Below are 17,949 nucleotides of genomic sequence, written 5' to 3'. Positions count from 1 at the left end.
TCATGAGAAACGCTCATAGGATGGACGGGTGACTTCGACGACAGCGCCGACGCCCAAAAGTCCGCCGAGCCCGGTGAGGAGGGTGATCACGATCGCAGTGATCGTGATCGCCGCGCTCGTCGCGGCCTTCTTCGTGTTCGCGAGCCTGTACGCCGACGTCCTCTGGTTCGAGCAGCTCGGCTTCGCCGGCGTGATGTGGACCCAGTGGGGCGCCCGCGCCCTGATGTTCGTCATCGGCTTCGTCGCGATGGCCGTGCCGCTGTGGCTGTCGATCTCCCTCGCGCATCGGCTGCGCCCCGTCTACGCACAATTGAGCTCGCAGCTCGACCGGTACCAGGAGGTCATCGAGCCGCTGCGCCGCCTCGCGACCTGGGGCATCCCGATCTTCTTCGGCCTCTTCGCGGGATTCTCGGCGTCGTCGAGCTGGGAGACCGCGGCTCTCTGGATCAACGGCGGCGAGGTCGGCGAGGTCGACCCCGAGTTCGGCCACGACCTCGGCTTCTACATGTTCGACCTCCCGTTCTATGCGGGCGTCGTGGCCTTCGCATCGGCCGTCGTGCTGCTGAGCCTGGTGCTCACGATCGTCGTGTCGTACCTCTACGGCTCGGTCCGCATCGGGCAGGGGGAGCTGCGCATCTCCAAGGCGGCGCGCTTCCAGATCGCCATCATCGCCGCGCTCTACCTGCTCCTGCAGGGCGTCAGCCTGTGGCTCGACCGCTACGCGAAGCTCACAGAGGCGGGCGACCGCATCACGGGCCCCGGCTACGTGGGCACGCATGCCGAGATCCCCGGCCTCACGATCCTCGCGATCGTCGCGATCCTGGTCGCCGCGCTGTTCGTCGTGACGGCGTTCATCGGCCGCTGGCGGCTTCCCCTGATCGGCACGGGGCTCCTCATCGTCACGGCGCTCGTCGTGAACGTCGCCTACCCCGCGATCATCAATACGCTGCAGGTCCAGCCGAACCAGTACGCCTACGAGAGCGACTACTACCAGCGCAACGTCGACGGCACCCGCGAGGCCTACGGGATCGACGACATCGAGGTCGAGTCCTACGCGGCCGAGACGGCGACCGAGGCGGGCCAGCTCGGCGACGACCTGGCGACCACCACGTCGCTGCGCCTGATGGACCCCGCCGTGATCAGCCCGACGGTGCGGCAGCTGCAGCAGCACTTCCCGTACTACAGCTTCGAGCAGACGCTCGACGTCGACCGCTACGAGGTCGACGGCGAGACGCAGGACACCGTCGTGTCGGTTCGCGAGCTGAACCAGTCGAACCTCGACAGCCAGACCTGGCAGAACACCGCCATGGTCTACACCCACGGCTACGGCCTCGTCGCCGCGAAGGGCAACGCCCGCACGACCGACGGCTGGCCGGTGTTCCTCGAGAGCGGCATCCCGACGACGGGCATCTTCAGCGATATGGAATACGAGCCGCGCGTGTACTTCGGCGAGAACTCGCCGGAGTACTCGATCGTCGGCCAGCCGGAGGGCGAGGAGCCGCTCGAGCTCGACTACGCCCGCGGTGAGGACGGCTCGAGCGAGACCCGCACGACGTTCACGGGCGAGGGCGGCCCGAGCGTCGGGAACCTGTTCAACCAGCTGATCTACGCGCTGAAGTTCCAGTCGGAGCAGATCTTCCTCTCCGAGTACGTCAACGAGGAATCGCAGATCCTGTACGACCGCCACCCGGTGACGCGCGTCCAAAAGGTCGCGCCATACCTGACGGTCGACTCCGACCCGTATCCGACGGTCGTCGACGGCCGCGTCAAGTGGGTCGTCGACGGCTACACGACGAGCGCTGACTACCCCTACTCGACGCCCGTCGGCCTCGGCGACGCGATCAGCGACTCGAACGTGCCGCAGCCGCAGGTGCGCCTCGACGAGATCAACTACATCCGGAACTCGGTGAAGGCGACGGTCGACGCATACGACGGATCGGTCACGCTCTACGCGTGGGACGACCAGGACCCGGTGCTGCAGGCGTGGCAGAAGGTCTACCCGTCGACGCTCGAGCCGATCTCCGAGATGTCGGGCGAGCTGATGAGCCACGTGCGCTACCCGACGGACCTGTTCAAGGTGCAGCGCGAGATGCTCGGCGTCTACCACGTCGACAACGCGGCGAGTTTCTACCAGCGCGACAACGTGTGGAACACGCCGAACGACCCGCAGAACGACCAGGTCAAGCAGCCGCCGTACTACCTGACGATGCAGATGCCGACGCAGGACGATCCGTCGTACTCGCTGTACACGACGTTCATCCCGCCGGGCGAGGGCGAGGACAGCCGGAACGTGCTGCTGGGCTATCTCGCGGCTGACTCCGACGCGGGCTCGACAGCGGGCGAGGTGAGGGAGGACTACGGAACCCTTCGCCTGCTGCAGATCTCGTCGGACACGACGGTCGCCGGCCCCGGCCAGGTGCAGAACACGTTCGACTCCGATCCGTCGATCGCGGAGGAGCGCAACATCCTGCAGCTCGGTGACAGCGAGCTCGCGCTCGGCAACCTGCTGACGGTTCCCGTCGGCGGCGGGTTCCTGTACGTCCAGCCGGTCTACGTGCAGTCGACCGCAGGCACGTCGTACCCGCTGCTGCAACGCGTCTTCGTGTCCTTCGGCGACAAGCTCGCGTTCACCGACACGCTCGCCGACGGTCTCGACCAGATCTTCGGCGGCGACTCCGGCGCCGAGACGGGCGACTCCGATGTGGAGGCCGATCCGGATGAGGCAGAGGACCAGCCGACGCCCGACACGGGCGAGGCCGATCAGCCGGACGACTCCGAGCAGCCGGAGCCGGACACCGGCGGCACCGGCGTCGAGGGCACCGAGGCCTACCAGGAGGCGCTGGCCGCGGCGCAGAGCGCGCTCCAGGAGCGCAACGACGCGATCTCGTCCGGCGACCAGGTTGCGATCGCCGAGGCCAACGAGAAGCTCGGCGACGCCGTCGAGACGCTGCTCGAACTCGAGGGCGACACGCCGTAGGGCGCGTCGGAGGGGGCTCGATTCGACGACTGTTCACCCGAGTGTTAGGCTGGAAGGCGTGACGCGGGGTGGAGCAGTTCGGTAGCTCGCCGGGCTCATAACCCGGAGGCCGCAGGTTCAAATCCTGCCCCCGCAACCAATGTGAAGTCTCGGGACATCGTTCATTCGATGTCCCGAGACTTCTCTCTTTTCCGGCACCGGATGCCGCGGAGGGGGTGTCGGCTCGGCCGGGCTCCGCTGCCGGGGCGTCGAGCGGCTGCCTCACGGCGCTCCCGAAGCCTTGACAGCGATCGTCCGACCTCGCTACGGTGGCGATGAATAAGTAGGTAGTGACAACCTATTCCCTCGGAAGCTCACATCATCGACCTCAAAGGAGAGGCACCATGAACAGACGAACGATGCGCGCGGGCACACTGGTCGCGGCGGCGGGGACTGCGGCGGGGCTCCTGCTGGCCGCGAGCCCGGTGGTCGCCGACGAAGGCGAGAGCGACGGCGAATACAAGGTCCTCGTGGTCGGCGAGACGAAGGGATTCCGTCATTCGCACATTCCGCACACCATCACGGCGCTGATCGAGGCGGGCGAGGATCGCGGCTTCACCGTCGATGTGTGGGATTCGCGCGATGAGCGCACCCTCACGGAGAACCCGTTCTCCAGCACGGAGAACCTGCAGCAGTACAGCTCCATCGTGTTCGACTCGCCGGTCGATGGCACGAACGCGAACAGCCCGGCCTCGGCATCCCTGCTGAGCCCCGCTGACGTGTCCGCCCTGCAGGGGTATGTGCGCGGCGGCGGCGGGGTGCTCGGCCTGCACGCGGCCACCGACACGATGCACAACGTGCCCTGGTACACCGCGATGATGGGCGGCGGTGCGGAGTTCCTCGGTCACCCCAGGCAACAGGAAGCCACCATGGTCGTGGAGAACACCGGGAACCTGTCGGTGGCGCACCTGCCGACCGAGTGGACGCGCTATGACGAGTGGTACTCGTACACCGTCAATCCGCGCGAGAACGTCAACGTCCTGATCACCCTTGACGAGGATACGTACGAGCCGGGCGGGCTCGCGATGGGCGATGACCACCCGCTCTCGTGGTGTCAGAACTTCGAAGGAGGGCGCACCTGGTACGAGGGGGCCGGCCACGTCGATGAGGCGTACAGCGACCCGGACTTCATGGAGCACATCCTCGTCGGGCTGGAGTGGACCGCAGGCGTGATCGACGACATCGGCGGAGGCAACTGCGTCACGTTCCGCGAGGTCGACGGCATCGTCGACGGCCTTTCGGACGGTTCGCCCCGCGCGGAGAAGCTGTCCGCGCAGGTGGCGGACTACCTCGAGGCGGCGCAGGAGAAGGCGGACTCCGGTGACCACGCGGCGGCGATCCGTACGCTGACGCAGGCGAGGGGCAAGTCCCACGGCCTGCAGGACGACGTCCTGGCCGAGAAGATCGATGACCTCATCGAATGGCAGGGGGTCCTCGCGGAGAGCTGAGCCCTCCGCCCCGGCCGGGCTCCCCACCGCCCTGTTGTCCGGGCGGGTGGGGCTCGGTCGGCCCGGGGTCGGACACGCCCGCATCCGGCGCGATCCGCCGGCCGCTCACCCGCGTGCTAGGCTGGAAGGCGTGACGCGGGGTGGAGCAGTTCGGTAGCTCGCCGGGCTCATAACCCGGAGGCCGCAGGTTCAAATCCTGCCCCCGCAACCAAACGGAAGTCTCGGGACATCGTTCATCCGATGTCCCGAGACTTCTCTCTTTCCCGGGGTGGGGCGTCTCGGGAGATCGTTCCGGTTCCCGGCCCGCTGTCGGGCACATCCCGTGGGAGACGCGAGGGCGCCGGCGTGGTTAGCTGGGGGGATGACGTCTGTTGCGGTGGCGCAGTTCGCGCCGACGGCCGACAAGGCGGCGAACATCGCCGAGATCGAGCGCCTGGCCCGGGTGGGGGCCGCGCGCGGGGCCGAGGTGGTCGTCTTCCCCGAGTATGCGAGCTACTTCGTGAACCCGTACGACGCCACGTACGTCGAGAACGCCGAGCCCGTCGGCGGGCCTTTCACGACGCGGCTGATCGAGCTCGCGGGGGAGCTCGGGGCGGCCCTCGTCGCCGGACTCGTCGAGGAGGGCACGGGGTCGCGTGTGCGCAACGCCGTCGTCGCGGTCGACGGGTCGGGCGTTCTCGCGGTGTACCGCAAACAGCACCTGTACGACGCCTTCGGACAGCGCGAGAGCGAATGGATCGAACCGGGGCCCGTCGGGGGAGCGCAGACCTTCGTCACGGGAGGCATGACATTCGGGCTGATGACGTGCTACGACTTGCGGTTCCCCGAGGTCGCCCGCACGCTCGCCGACGCCGACGTCGACGCGGCCGTCGTGCCCGCCGAGTGGGTGCGCGGGCCCCTCAAGGAGCACCACTGGAATACCCTGCTGGCGGCGCGCGCGATCGAGAACACGATCTACGTCGTCGCGGCGGACCACTCGGCGCCGATCGGCATCGGCGCATCGGCCGTCATCGATCCGCAGGGCGTCACGACCGCCCAGCTCGCGCTCGGCCCGGGTATCGCCGTCGCGGAGCTCGAGGCCGAGAGGGTCGCCGAGACCCGCCGTCAGAACCCGGCGCTCGCGCTGCGGCGCTACCGAGTAATCCCGGAGTAGCCGCGCCGGTCGCGCCCCCGTGCGCCGCCGCGCCGATCGGGGCCCGTGCACTGCGCGAGGGCGTGCGCGCCCGGGCGCGCCGTCAGCCGGCGGAGAGCGCCGCGAGGCGCCGGGACGCCTCCTCGAGCACGTCGACGCGCTTGCACGCCGCGAAACGGACGAGCGTCGCATAGCGATCGCGGTTCTCGGGCGTCACGAATGCCGTCAGCGGCACGCCGACGACGCCGGCGGAGCGCGGCAGTTCGCGGCAGAAGTCCGACGCATCTCGGGCGCCGAGCGGCGCCGCGTCGGCGACGGTGAAGTACGAACCGGCCGGCTCCGAGATCTCCAGGCCGGCCGCGCGCAGGCCGGAGCCGAGGATCGCCGCCTTCGCGCCCATGTCGGTCGCCAGGCCCGCGAAGAACGCGTCCGGAAGCCGCAATCCCGCGGCGATCGCCGGCTGCAGCGGCGAGGCGGGCACATAGGTGAGGAACTGTTTGACGGTGAGCACTGCCGTGACGAGGTCGGCGGGGCCGTGCACCCAGCCGATCTTCCAACCGGTTGCGCTGAACGTCTTGCCCGCGGAAGAGATCGTCAGCGTGCGCGGCGCCGCCTCGGGGAGCGTTGCGATCGGCACGTGCGGCGCGCCGAAGCTCATGTGCTCGTAGACCTCGTCGGTCACGATGATCGCGTCGTGCTCGTCGGCCAGGCGCGCGACCTCGGCGCGGATCTCGGGGGAGAACACCGCCCCCGTCGGGTTGTGGGGGTCGTTGACCAGGATGACCCTGGTGCGGTCCGTGACGGCATCGGCCAGGGCCTGCGGGTCGGGCTGGAAGTCGGGCCACTCCAGCGGCACCGTCCTGAGCCGCGCCCCCGCGAGGGCGACGCACGCGGCGTACGAGTCGTAGTACGGCTCGAAGACGACGACCTCGTCGTCGGGGGAGTCGATGAGGGCCAGCAGCGTCGCGGCGAGCGCCTCGGTGGCACCGGCCGTCACGACGATCTCGGTCGCGGGGTCCGGCGCGAGCCCGTAGAACCGCTCCTGATGCTCGGCGATCGCGCTCAGCAGCGAGGGAACGCCCCTGCCGGGCGTGTATTGGTTCGCGCCGTCGGCGATCGCCTTCCTCGCCGCCTCGAGCACGTCGGCCGGGCCATCCTCGTCAGGGAACCCCTGGCCGAGATTCACGGCGCCGGTCTCCGCCGCGAGCTCCGTCATCTCTGCGAAGATGGTGGGAGCGATCGATCCGTCGGCGCTGAGGAGACCAGCGCCCTCGGCAGTGCGCCGCCAGGCGCCTGGCACAGAAGACATGGCCTTCACGCTACGGCATCGACTCATTCCCGCGTCTGAACCGCAGCATAGGTTGCGCATAGCTTCGGACCGCACGCTGTAGGGGAATCGTCAGAAGGAGCACCCGATGGACAACATGCACTCGAACCCGCAGCCGGCATCCGGCGCGCCGGACGAGCAGCCGCAGAACGGTGCCGTGCCGCCCCGCCCGGAGGCGTCGGGACCCGCGCAGCAGGCAGGCGCCCCGGTGCCGCCGCGACCCGAGCAGCCGGCGGCCGAGGCCGCCGCGCAGTGGTCGGCGCCGGCGGGCGACCCGCAGCAGGCCGGTTTCCTCCCGCCCCAGGCCGCCGTCGTGCCGCCAGGGCCCGTTGCCGATCGCTCCGAGACGCGGCCCCTGCCGCCGTTCGCGCACGAGCCGGCCGCCGAGGCGAGCGCCTTCGGCCCGGCCGCCGAACCCGTCAAGAAGAAGGAACGGCAGCGCACCGGGGGGATGACGGTCGCCGCACTGCTCGTCGCCGCGGCGCTGATCGGCGGCGCCGCGGGTCTCGGCGGCGCGTACGCCGGCAACGAGATCTGGGGCTCCGACGTCGCTTCCACGGCGTCCGGCAACCCCGACACCATCACCGTGAACAACCCCGGCTCGGTCAACGAAGCCACGGCGATCGCCACCGAGGTCATGCCCAGCACCGTGACGATCAGCGCATCCGCGGCGGACGGCGCCGGCAGCGGCACCGGCGCGATCCTCAGCGAGGACGGGTACGTGCTCACGAACACGCACGTCGTGACGCTGGGCGGTGCGACCTCCGACGCGGCGATCAGGGTCACGGGATCGGACGGCACGATCTACGACGCGGACATCGTCGGCACGGACCCCGTGTACGACCTCGCCGTGATCAAGCTGCGCGATGCGTCCGGGCTCACGCCGATCGAGTTCGCCGACTCCGATGAGCTGAACGTCGGGGAGACGACCGTCGCGATCGGCGCGCCGCTCGGGCTGCCGAACACCGTCACGAGCGGCATCATCAGCGCGCTCGACCGCAGCATCCAGATCCAGTCGTCGGCCGCGCCCGAATCGACCGACCAACCAAAGGGGGAGGGCGACGGCGAGGAGTCCCCGTTCTTCTTCGACCTGCCCGGTCAGGAGGAGCAGCAGACGGGCCAGGAGTCCATCTCGCTGAGCGTGATCCAGACGGACGCAGCGATCAACCCGGGGAACTCGGGCGGCCCGCTCGTGAACAGCGAGGGCCAGCTCATCGGTGTCAACGTGGCGATCGCCACGGCCGGCGGGACCTCGGAGAGCGAGTCCGGCTCGGTCGGCATCGGGTTCTCCATCCCGTCGAACGTCGCGCAGCGCGTGTCGCAGGAGATCATCGAGAACGGAGAGGCGACGCACGGCCTCCTGGGCGCCAGCGTCACCAGCGCGTCGGCGTACGAGCAGGCGACGGCCGAGGGCGCGGTGCTCGTCGAGGTGCCGGACGGCGCTGCGAAGGACGCGGGGCTCGAGCGCGGTGACATCATCACGGAGTTCAACGGCAAGCCGATCCACAACGCGACCGACCTGACGGCGCAGGTGCGCGCCGTCGCCGGCGGCAGCGAGGCGACCCTGACCTACGTGCGCGACGGGAAGTCGAACGAAGCCGAGGTCACGCTCGGCACCCTCTGACCCGGGAGGCGGCGCGCCTCGGTACGACGAAGGACGCCACCCCGCGAGCGATAGGCTCGCGGGGTGGCGTCCTTCTCCTTCCGCTCGGGCAATGCGGCCAAGCTGCTGCGGGCCCCCCTCTACGCGCTCGGACGGCTCGCGACGCTGGTCGTGCCTCGCGGCGACAGGTGGGTGTTCGGCTGCGGTGCCGGCGTCGGGGACGGTCCGCTCGAGGTCTGGCGCGCCGCGGCGGCCGATGGGACCGACGCCGTGTGGCTCGCCGCCGACGACGAGGAGGCGAGCGAGGCCGCCGCGCTCGGCATGCCGGTCGTGCGCCGCGACTCGTTCCGAGGCTTCTGGGCGACCGCCAGAGCCCGCACCGCCGTCGTCGCGTTCGGGCTCGGCGACGTGAATCCCTACGCGCTGTCCGGCGCGTTCGTGGTGCAGCTGTGGCACGGCATTCCGCTCAAGCGCATCGGGCTCGACTCCCCGGAGACGACGCGAAGCCCGATCCCGTTCGCGAGCGGCGCCGTGAGCCGTGCCCTGGCCCTGGCGTACGCCGGGTCGGCCCGCCGCATCGATGTCGTCCCCGCCTCCCACGCGCGCATCCGGGGGCGCCTCGAATCGGCGTTCGCGCTCCCGTACGGGCGGGTCGTCGTGACGGGTGAGCCCCGCGTCGACCCGCTCAGCGCAGGCGCGCCCGACCAGCGCCGCGCCGAGGCGGTCGGCGCTGTCGACGCGGCGGCAGGAAGCATCCCCGAGGGCGCAGCGCGCGTGCTGTACGCGCCGACATGGCGCGACGGCGAGGACGACCCCGGCGTCCCGACCGATGACGAGTGGCGCGACATCATCGACGTGCTCGAAAGGAACGGAGCCGTGCTCTACGTGCGCTCCCACCGCCTGGGCTCCGGCCGTTACGCTCCTCCGACGCCCTCGGCGCGCGTGCGCGACCTCGGTTCGGACCGCCTGCGCGACATCACCCCGGCGCTGCCGGCGTTCGACGTCCTCATCACCGACTACTCGTCGCTCCTGTTCGACGCGGCGCTCGTGCCCGTGCCCGCCGTGATGCTGGCGCCGGACCCCGAGGAGTACGCCGCGACGCGCGGTTTCTATGGCAACTACGAAGCCGTCGCCGGCGGCGACTACGCGCGCGACTGGCCGGGTGCCGTCGAGCAGCTCGACGCCGTCCTCGGCGATGATGCGGAGCGCGCCGCACGGATCCGCCGCGCGGCGGATCTCAGCGCGTCCGTGCACGCGTATCGTGACGGGGGGAACGCTGAGCGCCTCTACCGCACGGTGCGGGCGCGTCTCGGCGACGGCGACCGGCGCGGCAGTGCGGCTCGGTATGAGGGGAAGGGCCACGCATGACCACGGCCTCGTTCGACGTCCGCGGTTCTTCGCTGCTGATCAGCGGGGACGGGGCGCCGCCGGCGACGGCGGTCGTCGACGGCCCGCGCTCGAGCATCACGGGCCGGATCGTCGCGGACGGCACCGGATGGTGCGTCCGGTTCGATCTGCTCGCGTCGCGGTGGGGCGGCCCCGCGCTTCCGCCGCCGAGCGGCGAGTACCGCGTACGCCTGGCCTCGGCGAGCGGCGAGGAGATCGACGCGGCGGCCCCGCTCGAGCTGACGATGTTCCGGCTGTTCCGCGCCGCGCTCGGCGACGGGCTGCTGACGGTCGGTCCGCCCGTCGACCCCGCGTACGACTCCGGCGAGGGCAGCCGCGCGCTGGAGCTGCGCTACACCGGTGGCAACACGGGGGCCCGTCGCCTGGAGAACGCCGTGTTCTTCGAGAGCTTCTACGGCCGCGTGGCCGGCTGCAACCCGTTGGCGATCGACCGGGAGATCGCCCGCGTCGCGCCGGGCGTGACGCGCTACTGGAGCGTCATCGACCGATCGGTCGCGGTGCCGGACGGCGCCGTGGCCGTCGTCGACGGCAGCCCGGAGTGGTGGCGGGCGCGCGGGGCGGCGCGGCTGCTCGTGGTCAACGACTGGCTGAGGCGGCCCTTCGTGCGCCGCGACGGCCAGCAGGTCGTCCAGACGTGGCACGGCACGCCGCTGAAGCGGCTCGCGCTGCACCGGCCCGGCATCCAGCCGCGGCGGTGGGCGGCCGTCGTGCGCGAATCGCTGCGCTGGAACGTGCTCCTCGCCCAGAACCCGTACGCCGCCCGCGTGCTGCGCAAGGCGTACGCGTACATCGGCGGGCGACCGCTGCTCGACAGGCGCCTCTGGGTGGAGGGGTACCCCCGCAACGACGTGCTCACGACGGGCGATGGCGCAGCCGTGCGCGACAGGCTCGGCGTCGGCCGGGACGAGCGCGTCCTGCTGTACGCGCCGACCTGGCGCGACGATCGCGAGGAGATCGTCGACTTCATCGACCCGCAGCGCCTCGCCGCCGAGCGCGACGCCGTCGTGCTGGTCCGCGGCCACACGCGCACGCTTCTGCCCGGCCGCAACGTCTCGGGGCCGCGCGTCATCGACGTGACGGCATACCCGGACACGTCCGAGCTGCTGCTCGCCGCCGACGCCCTGATCACCGACTACTCGTCGATCATGTTCGACTTCTCGGTCACGGGGAAGCCGATGTACTTCCTGGTACCCGATTTCGAGCACTATCGTGGCCGGCTGCGCGGCTTCTACTTCGACCTCGTGCGCCGGGCGCCGGGCCCGGTCGTGCGCACGTACGACGAACTGGTCTCCGCCCTCGACGGCGACCCGGCCGAGCACGCGGAGGCGTACGACGCCTGGCGGCGGCAGTTCAATGCCCTCGACGACGGCCGCGCGTCCGAGCGCGTGGTGGCCCGGATGATCGATGCGGGGATGATCACGCCCTAGGGCCGCCTCGGCCCAGCGGCCTACGGCAGAGGGGTGTTGCGCCCCGACAGCCGGGAGGTGTCGACGGTGTCCCTGGCACCCGCGACGAAGCCGCGCAGGAAGCCGAGACCCCACGCCAGGTGCATGGAGGGCACCACCGCGGCGCTCCAGAGGCGGCCGCGGAGCCCGACGCGCTTCTGGCCGAGGGCGACCGCGGCGACCAGCAGGACGTACGCGGCGAGGGGGAGATACACGATGCTCGCCGCGATGGACCAGCCGCCCGAGAGCGCGCCCGTGAACTGCAGGGCGCCGACGACGATCCCGCACACGACGAGCGCGACGAGCGCCGGCGGCGCGAAGAAGCGCAGCGAGTTCTTCGTCCCGAAGCGCCGGACGAGCTCGCCCCGCCAGGTGCCGGTCGAGAAGAACTGGCGCACGAGGCGCGTCCAGCTGTCGCGGGGCCAGTAGGTGACCGACAGCTCGGGATCGAACCAGACGAGGTAGCCGGCGCCGCGCAGCCGCAGGTTCAGCTCCCAGTCCTCGCCGCGGCGGATCGTCTCATCGAAGAGGCCGACCTCCTCGAGCGGCGCGCGCCGAATCACCCCGAGGTACGCCGATTCGGCCTCGCCCTCGTCGCCCCCCGAATGGTAGGCACCGCCGCCGAGCCCGATGCGCGAGTTGTACGCGCGGGCGACGGCGCTCTGGAACGGCGTCGAGCCGTCGGCGCGCATCACGCCGCCGACGTTGGCGGCGCCCGTGCGGTCGAGGGTCTCCAGCGCCCGCCGGGCGTAGCCGGGGGAGAGCTCCGAGTGCGCGTCGACCCGGATGATCGTCGGGAAGCGGCTCGCCCGGATCGCGGCGTTCAGGCCGACGGGGATGTCGGCCGCGGGGTTGTCGACGAGCCGCACGCGCGGGTCGGCGCCGGCGATCTCGCGGGCGAGCTCGTTCGTTCCGTCTGAAGAAGGGCCGAGGGCGAGCACCAGCTCGATCGGCCCAGGCACGCTCTGCTCCAGCACGGTCTCGACGGCGCGCGTGAGGTACGGCTGCTCGTTCAGGACGGGCATGACGAACGAGACCCCCGCGTCGCGAGCCACGGGTGCGCAGCGCTTCGGGCTCGACGCGTCGCTCGCGCCCTGATCGTTACGCATCTGTCGATCATCCCACGCCGAACGCTCATTCTTCTCGACCTACCCTGGAATGCGTGTCTGTTCTGAGTGATGCGAAGAAGGCGGTCGGCCTCGTCCGCAAGGCCGCGACCATGCGGGTCACGTACCGCAGTGTTGCGCGCGATCTGAAGGCGCGCGGGCCGCTCGAGCGCGACCGCTTCCGCATCGCCGTCTACTTCGCCGACAGCGAGGTGAACATGTACCAGATGCGGCAGTGGTATGCGCCGCTGCGGGAGCTCGCGAAGGACCAGCCCGTCGTGGTGATCGCCAGGCACCCAGGAGGTGCGCGGGCGCTGCTCGATGACGGGGAGCTCCCCGTGACGTTCCAACCCGAGGTGCGCGGGATCGAGAAGTTCCTCGATCGCCAGGACATCCGGATCGTTCTGTACGTCAACCAGAACGCGCGGAATTTCCAGATGTTCCGCTACGGGCGCTGCTGGCACGTGTTCATCAACCACGGCGAGTCCGACAAGATGTACATGACCACGAACCAGTTCAAGGCCTACGATTACGCGCTCGTCGCAGGACAGGCGGCGCGCGACCGACTGGCGCGGACGCTGTGGGCCTACGACCTGGACGCCCGCACGATCGAGATCGGACGCCCGCAGGCCGATCACTACTCGGGAGCGACGCCGTACGCCGCCGACGATCGGAGGGTCGTGCTGTATGCGCCCACCTGGGAGGGCGACAGGCCCGCCGCGCACTACGGATCCGTCGCCACGCACGGCGAGGCCCTCGTGGGGGCCCTGCTGGGCGATGACCGCTTCCGTGTGATCTACCGTCCGCACCCCCGCAGCGGGGTCGTCGACGGAGTGTTCGGCGAGGCCAACAAGCGCATCATCGCGGCGATCGCGAAGGCCAACGCGGACGATCCGGCGGCGCAGCACGTGTACGACGACGGGCCGGAGCTCGGCTGGCAGCTCGCCGCAGCCGACGTCGCCGTCACCGACATCTCGGCGATGGTCTACGACCGGCTCGCGGCGGGTAAGCCGCTCCTGATCACGCGGCCGGCCGATGAGCGCGCCGAGGTCGACGAGGGCGGCTACCTGGGGGCGTGCGAATGGCTCGAAGCGGGCGACGCCGCCGCGATCGCGGAGCACGTCGACCGGGTGCAGCACGACCCTGAGACGTACCGGCGGCTGGAGGCGTGGTCCCGCCACTACTTCGGTGACACCTCGCCCGGCGCGCCGACGCGGCGGTTCGGCGAGGCGATCGACCGCCTGATGGGGGAGTGGGACGCCTGGAACGAGCGCGAAGCCGAGGCGAGCGGCGCCGCCTGAGATCGCGGCGCTCACACCACGAAGCGCCAGAGGTACTCGTCGTCGGTACCAGGTCGGTACCAGGCGATCGTGACGACGGCGCTCGCCGTATCGGCACGGCACAGGCAGAGCTCGATCGCATCGCCTGGCCGGAGCGTTCCGAAGTGATCGGTTCGGGCCGTGCCCGAGCGATCGGTGACGAAGCCCCGCACAGTGTCGAGGATGCGGTCGGATGCGTTCGACACCACGGGATGGCGCGGGTCGTCGCGCACGACGCGCCACGGTACGGGGTATGCGCGGCCCCGCGGGTCGATCGAGGTGACGTCCATGGCGCCGACGCTAGGGAGCCCGTGGGACGTTCCGGGCCGCCGCGGCGGTCGGCGGCCGCGAGATGTGGAGGATCCGGGCCGTTCGCGCGGTGTGGGCGAAGACGAGCGCCCCGTCCGCAGCGATCACGGGACGGGGCGCTCGGGGCGATGGGCTCACACGAACTGGTTCGCGCGCTCCAAGTCCTCGGCGAAGTCGACCTCGACGGCGTACAGGTCGGAGATGTCCATGGGCAGCACGCGGAGGCCCTCTTCGGCGATCGCGAGCTCGAGACCGCCCTCGAAGTAGTCCTGGTCGTCGACGCGGTGCAGGCAGCGCACGAGCGCCCGCTTGTCCGCGCGCGAGACGTAGTTGATGCCGACGGCCTCGCCGATGCCGTCGGCGACCTGCTTCGACAGCTTGTCGATGTGGCCCGACTCGGAGACGGTGTACTTGACCTCTTCGTCGCTCACCTTCGCGGTGTTGACCGCGACGAACGACTGGTCCGCCTCGACGTGCGCGATCGCCCGGCCGAGGACCCTGGGGTCGAACACGACGTCGCCGTTCATCCAGAGGACGCCGTGCTTGCCCGTCGCCTGGAGGGCGCGCAGGAGGCTCTTGGACGTGTTGGTCTGGTCGTAGCGCTCGTTGTAGATGTAGTCGGCGTCGGGGAAGCGGTCGACGATCTCCTCGGCACGGTAGCCGACGACGGTGGAGATGCGGGCGTCTTCGCCGAATGCTGCGCGCACGTTCTCGTGCTGCTGCTGCATGATGGAGCGGCCGTCGTTGAGGGTCGTGAGCGACTTGGGCAGTGCGCGACCGAGCCGCGTGCCCATGCCGGCGGCGAGGATGACGATCTGGGTGCTCATTGGTTCATACGCTTTCGTGTCTGTGCGTACGTCGCTGGGCGACGTTCACGGCGCGTTCCCGCACCGTTCACCGCACGGTGTCGGATCAGCCTAGCGATGAACACTGGATAACGGCAGTAAGTCGCGCGGATCGGCGCGTTCCCGGACCCGGCTCCGCGCATTCCGGGACCGGAGTCGGAATCCTTCGGCGATGCTGAGCGATCCTGTCGGGTCGGCTCGGTAGTGTGCTCGGGTGACTCCCAATCCCCGCGACGAAACCTCCACGCCGTCCGGTGCGGGCAAGCCGACCGGCGAGGCGCTTCCCCAGCGGCCGAACGGTCGTTCCTCGGAGCTGGCCATCGACACGCGAGAGAACCCGGTGGTCTCGCCTCCCGAGGCGGAGCCCGAGGACGAGCCGCAGGCGGCAGTCGCGGCATCGGACGAGAGCGCGCCCGAGCCCGCCGAGCCGCCCGCCTTCGCCGGCGAGGCTCCTGCGCTGCGCCTGTCGCGGATCACGAAGTCGTACGGCAGCACCGACGCGGTCACGGAGATCGACCTGACCGTGCCCCGCGGCGCGTTCTACGGTCTCGTCGGCCCGAACGGCGCGGGTAAGACGACGCTGCTGTCGATGATCGCGGGGCTGCTCACCCCGACCGCCGGAACCCTCGAAGTCTGCGGCGTCGACATGCGCCACGAGCCGCGTCGCGCGAAGAAGCTGATGGGGGTGCTGCCCGATCGCCTCCGCACGTTCGACCGCCTCAGCGGCCGGCAGCTCCTCTACTACATGGGGGTTCTCCGCGGCCTGGGGCCGGGCGTGATCACGGAGCGCATCGACGACCTGGCGCGCGTGCTGGATCTGACGGATGCGCTCAGCCGCGTCGTGTCCGACTATTCGGCCGGTATGACCAAGAAGGTCATGCTGGCGGCCGCGATGATCCATTCGCCGAGCCTGCTCGTGCTCGACGAGCCGTTCGAAGCGGTCGACCCCGTTTCGTCCGAGACGATCCTGGGCATCCTCAGCGACTACGTCGCCGCCGGCGGCACCGTCGTGCTCTCGAGCCACGGTATGGATCTCGTCGAGAAGGTGTGCAGCCGTGTGGCGGTGATCGTGTCGGGCCAGGTGCTCGCCGAGGGCACCGTCGACGACGTGAAGGGAGCTTCGACGCTCGAGGAGCGCTTCGTCGAGCTCTCCGGCGCCGCAGGGGACGTGGGAGGGCTCGAGTGGCTGCGCGCATCCTCCAACTGAGACTCGCCCTCCTCGCGGCCGCGTTCCGCGGCTCGCCCGGTAACGTCGCCCGTCGCGTCGTCGGCGTCGCCGTACTCGCTGCGGGCGTGGCCGCCGTGTGCGCGGGGGCGCTCAGTCTCGGCTCGGGCGACGCGAGCGTCGCCGCCGCCGTGTTCGCGCTCGTCGGCGCCGCCGCGGTCATCGGCTTCGCCGTCGGTCCGTTCCTCGCCGGTGCCGAGGACCCGCTCGACCCGCGTCGGTTCGCGGTGCTCGGGGAGCAGCCGGCCCCGCTGGCGGGGTCGCTCCTGGTCGCATCCGTCGTCAGCGTCCCCTCCGCCGCGCTGCTCGCGTTCGACGTGAGCGCGGCCGTCGCGTGGGCACAGCTCGGCGCGCCGATCGTCGTCACCGCCCTGTCGTCGCTGGTGCACCTCGTCACCTGCCTCGTGCTCGCGCGCATCTCGATGGTGCTCGCCTCCGGCGTCATGCGCACGCGGCGCACGCGCGAGCTGTCCAGCCTCTTCGTGCTCGGCCTGATCATCGTCGTGTTCCCCGTGGTCGTGTTCCTCTCGTCCCTCGAATGGGACGGCAGGGTTCCCGAGCAGATCGGGGTCGTTGCGGATGCCCTCGCGGTGACGCCGCTGGGGGCGGCTTCCGGGATCCCCGGCGTCCTCTCGGTCGGAGCGGGCGCGCTCGGGTGGATCGCGGGCGCCGTCGCCGTCGCGACGGCCGCACTCGCCGTGCTGTGGTGGTTCTGGCTCGTCCGCCGCGCACTGACGACGGTCGACAACCCCGTCGAGGTGCGCGAGCGCGGCGGCCTCGGCTGGTTCGGGCTCGCCCCCGGCATCCCCGCCGGCGCTATCGCCGCGCGCAGCATCATCTACTGGTTCAGCGACGTGCGGTACATCGCGAACCTCATCATCATCCCGATTGCGGGTCTCCTGCCGATCATCCCCCTGCTCGTCGCCGGAGTCCCGCCTGAGGTGACGGCGCTGGTGCCCGTTCCCATCATGGCGCTGTTCTTCGGCTGGGTCGCCCACAACGACACCGCCTACGACTCGTCCGCCATCTGGATCCACATCGTCGCGGGCGTCGACGGCTTCTCGGACAGGCTCGGCCGCACGATCCCCGTCCTGCTGACCGCGATCCCGGTGCTCGCCGTGACGATCCCCGTGTCGGTCGCGCTGTACGGCCGATGGGCGATCCTGCCCGGCATGGTCGGAGCGGCCGCGTCGCTGTTCCTGTGCGGGCTGGGCCTGTCGTGCATCTCTTCCGCCGTTGCGCCCTACGCCGTGCCGACGCCCGGCGACGGGCCCTTCCAGCAGCCGCAGCGGACGGGGTCCATCGGAATCTGGTCGCAGGGCCTCGTGATGGGGATCGCGCTCGTCCTCAGCCTGCCGACGCTGTGGTACCTCTGGCTCGCGCTCAGCGAGGACGTCTCGTTCGCGCTGACGGCGCAGTGGGTCGGCCTCGGCTCGGGCATCGCGGTTCTCGCGCTCGGCGTGCTCATCGGCGGCGCGATCTTCCAGCGCCGCGAATCGATGATCATGGAGTTCGCCGGCACGACATGATGGGCGCCGCGGGCGCTCATCATGTCGTCGACTGATGGCGTGCGCCTTCGGCGCGCGCGTGTGTGCCCGGCTTCGCCGGGCGGCTCGGGAGCGGGGCGGGTGAGCGGGCGTTGTGGGCGCTCATGATGTCGTCGACTGGTGGCGTGCGCCTTCGGCGCGCGCGTGTGCCCGGCTTCGCCGGGCGGCTCGGGAGCGGGAGCGCGGATGTCTGTGGACAGCGCCCGCGAGAGCCGGAACG

The 17,949-nt window shown here is 70.6% G+C and carries 13 protein-coding genes and 2 tRNA genes; 11 read left to right on the top strand and 4 right to left on the bottom strand.

Annotated elements, in window-relative coordinates:
- Positions 1-28 precede the first annotated feature (28 nt).
- The 5 genes from C0010_RS02215 (at position 29) to C0010_RS02195 (ending at position 5,617) form a co-directional block, all read left to right on the top strand.
- The gene (locus C0010_RS02215; RefSeq protein ID WP_105565388.1) at positions 29-2,977 is read left to right on the top strand and encodes a UPF0182 family membrane protein; all 2,949 of its coding nucleotides are present in this window, start codon (positions 29-31) and stop codon (positions 2,975-2,977) included.
- Positions 2,978-3,039: 62 nt separating this feature from the next.
- Positions 3,040-3,116: transfer RNA gene (locus C0010_RS02210), tRNA-Met, on the top strand.
- A gap of 244 nt (positions 3,117-3,360) precedes the next feature.
- Positions 3,361-4,464 (top strand): ThuA domain-containing protein, encoded by a 1,104-nt coding sequence (locus C0010_RS02205; protein WP_105565387.1) that lies wholly within the window; start codon positions 3,361-3,363, stop codon positions 4,462-4,464.
- 134 nt (positions 4,465-4,598) lie between these two features.
- Positions 4,599-4,675 (top strand) — tRNA-Met (locus C0010_RS02200).
- A gap of 150 nt (positions 4,676-4,825) precedes the next feature.
- Positions 4,826-5,617 carry a carbon-nitrogen hydrolase family protein gene (locus C0010_RS02195; protein WP_105565386.1) on the top strand — a complete coding sequence of 264 codons (792 nt, stop codon included), beginning with the start codon at positions 4,826-4,828 and terminating at the stop codon, positions 5,615-5,617.
- Positions 5,618-5,699: 82 nt separating this feature from the next.
- Here the strand turns inward: C0010_RS02195 and C0010_RS02190 are convergent, their stop codons facing one another.
- The gene (locus C0010_RS02190) at positions 5,700-6,905 is read right to left on the bottom strand and encodes an aminotransferase class I/II-fold pyridoxal phosphate-dependent enzyme (RefSeq protein ID WP_105565385.1); all 1,206 of its coding nucleotides are present in this window, start codon (positions 6,903-6,905) and stop codon (positions 5,700-5,702) included.
- A gap of 106 nt (positions 6,906-7,011) precedes the next feature.
- Here C0010_RS02190 and C0010_RS02185 point away from each other — a divergent pair, with 106 nt between their 5' ends.
- The 3 genes from C0010_RS02185 to C0010_RS02175 all read left to right on the top strand — a co-directional run bounded on the left by C0010_RS02185 (position 7,012) and on the right by C0010_RS02175 (position 11,360).
- A complete protein-coding gene (locus C0010_RS02185) occupies positions 7,012-8,547 on the top strand; it encodes a S1C family serine protease (protein ID WP_105565384.1) in 1,536 nt (511 codons plus the stop codon).
- A gap of 63 nt (positions 8,548-8,610) precedes the next feature.
- Complete coding sequence (locus C0010_RS02180) at positions 8,611-9,894, top strand: CDP-glycerol glycerophosphotransferase family protein (RefSeq protein WP_105565383.1); 1,284 nt, start codon at positions 8,611-8,613, stop codon at positions 9,892-9,894.
- The gene (locus C0010_RS02175; protein ID WP_105565382.1) at positions 9,891-11,360 is read left to right on the top strand and encodes a CDP-glycerol glycerophosphotransferase family protein; all 1,470 of its coding nucleotides are present in this window, start codon (positions 9,891-9,893) and stop codon (positions 11,358-11,360) included. The genes C0010_RS02180 and C0010_RS02175 overlap by 4 nt, the downstream gene beginning before the upstream one ends.
- Before the next feature lie 20 nt (positions 11,361-11,380).
- On the opposite strand, the gene C0010_RS02170 is transcribed toward C0010_RS02175, so the two are convergent.
- A complete protein-coding gene (locus tag C0010_RS02170) occupies positions 11,381-12,487 on the bottom strand; it encodes a glycosyltransferase family 2 protein (RefSeq protein ID WP_105565381.1) in 1,107 nt (368 codons plus the stop codon).
- Positions 12,488-12,540: 53 nt separating this feature from the next.
- On the opposite strand from C0010_RS02170, the gene C0010_RS02165 reads away from it, so the two are divergent.
- Positions 12,541-13,785 (top strand): CDP-glycerol glycerophosphotransferase family protein, encoded by a 1,245-nt coding sequence (locus C0010_RS02165; protein ID WP_232531671.1) that lies wholly within the window; start codon positions 12,541-12,543, stop codon positions 13,783-13,785.
- An 11-nt stretch (positions 13,786-13,796) separates the two neighbouring features.
- On the opposite strand, the gene C0010_RS02160 is transcribed toward C0010_RS02165, so the two are convergent.
- Both C0010_RS02160 and C0010_RS02155 read right to left on the bottom strand, forming a co-directional pair.
- Entirely contained in the window at positions 13,797-14,093 is a 297-nt protein-coding gene (locus tag C0010_RS02160; protein WP_105565380.1) for a hypothetical protein, read from the bottom strand.
- A gap of 153 nt (positions 14,094-14,246) precedes the next feature.
- On the bottom strand, positions 14,247-14,939 hold the full coding sequence (locus C0010_RS02155) for a phosphocholine cytidylyltransferase family protein (RefSeq protein WP_105565379.1): 693 nt from the start codon (positions 14,937-14,939) through the stop codon (positions 14,247-14,249).
- A gap of 232 nt (positions 14,940-15,171) precedes the next feature.
- Between C0010_RS02155 and C0010_RS02150 the strand changes: the two genes are divergently transcribed.
- Entirely contained in the window at positions 15,172-16,164 is a 993-nt protein-coding gene (locus C0010_RS02150) for an ABC transporter ATP-binding protein (RefSeq protein ID WP_174150231.1), read from the top strand.
- Entirely contained in the window at positions 16,140-17,711 is a 1,572-nt protein-coding gene (locus tag C0010_RS02145) for a hypothetical protein (RefSeq protein WP_105565378.1), read from the top strand. The genes C0010_RS02150 and C0010_RS02145 overlap by 25 nt, the downstream gene beginning before the upstream one ends.
- The last annotated feature ends 238 nt before the right edge of the window (positions 17,712-17,949 follow it).

The sequence above is a fragment of the Microbacterium halophytorum genome (genome assembly GCF_002970975.1).
Lineage (GTDB): Bacteria > Actinomycetota > Actinomycetes > Actinomycetales > Microbacteriaceae > Microbacterium > Microbacterium halophytorum.
Note: the sequence above shows the minus strand (reverse complement) of the source record. Positions and strands in the feature narration are given on the sequence as shown.

What these genes read in the sequence shown, in the direction of transcription:
- C0010_RS02205 (WP_105565387.1), top strand. Translation starts at nt 3,361, where the DNA reads ATGAACAGACGAACGATGCGCGCGGGCACACTGGTCGCGGCGGCGGGG.
- C0010_RS02195 (WP_105565386.1), top strand. Translation starts at nt 4,826, where the DNA reads ATGACGTCTGTTGCGGTGGCGCAGTTCGCGCCGACGGCCGACAAGGCG.
- C0010_RS02190 (WP_105565385.1), bottom strand. Translation starts at nt 6,905, where the DNA reads ATGTCTTCTGTGCCAGGCGCCTGGCGGCGCACTGCCGAGGGCGCTGGT.
- C0010_RS02185 (WP_105565384.1), top strand. Translation starts at nt 7,012, where the DNA reads ATGGACAACATGCACTCGAACCCGCAGCCGGCATCCGGCGCGCCGGAC.
- C0010_RS02175 (WP_105565382.1), top strand. Translation starts at nt 9,891, where the DNA reads ATGACCACGGCCTCGTTCGACGTCCGCGGTTCTTCGCTGCTGATCAGC.
- C0010_RS02170 (WP_105565381.1), bottom strand. Translation starts at nt 12,487, where the DNA reads ATGCGTAACGATCAGGGCGCGAGCGACGCGTCGAGCCCGAAGCGCTGC.
- C0010_RS02160 (WP_105565380.1), bottom strand. Translation starts at nt 14,093, where the DNA reads ATGGACGTCACCTCGATCGACCCGCGGGGCCGCGCATACCCCGTACCG.
- C0010_RS02155 (WP_105565379.1), bottom strand. Translation starts at nt 14,939, where the DNA reads ATGAGCACCCAGATCGTCATCCTCGCCGCCGGCATGGGCACGCGGCTC.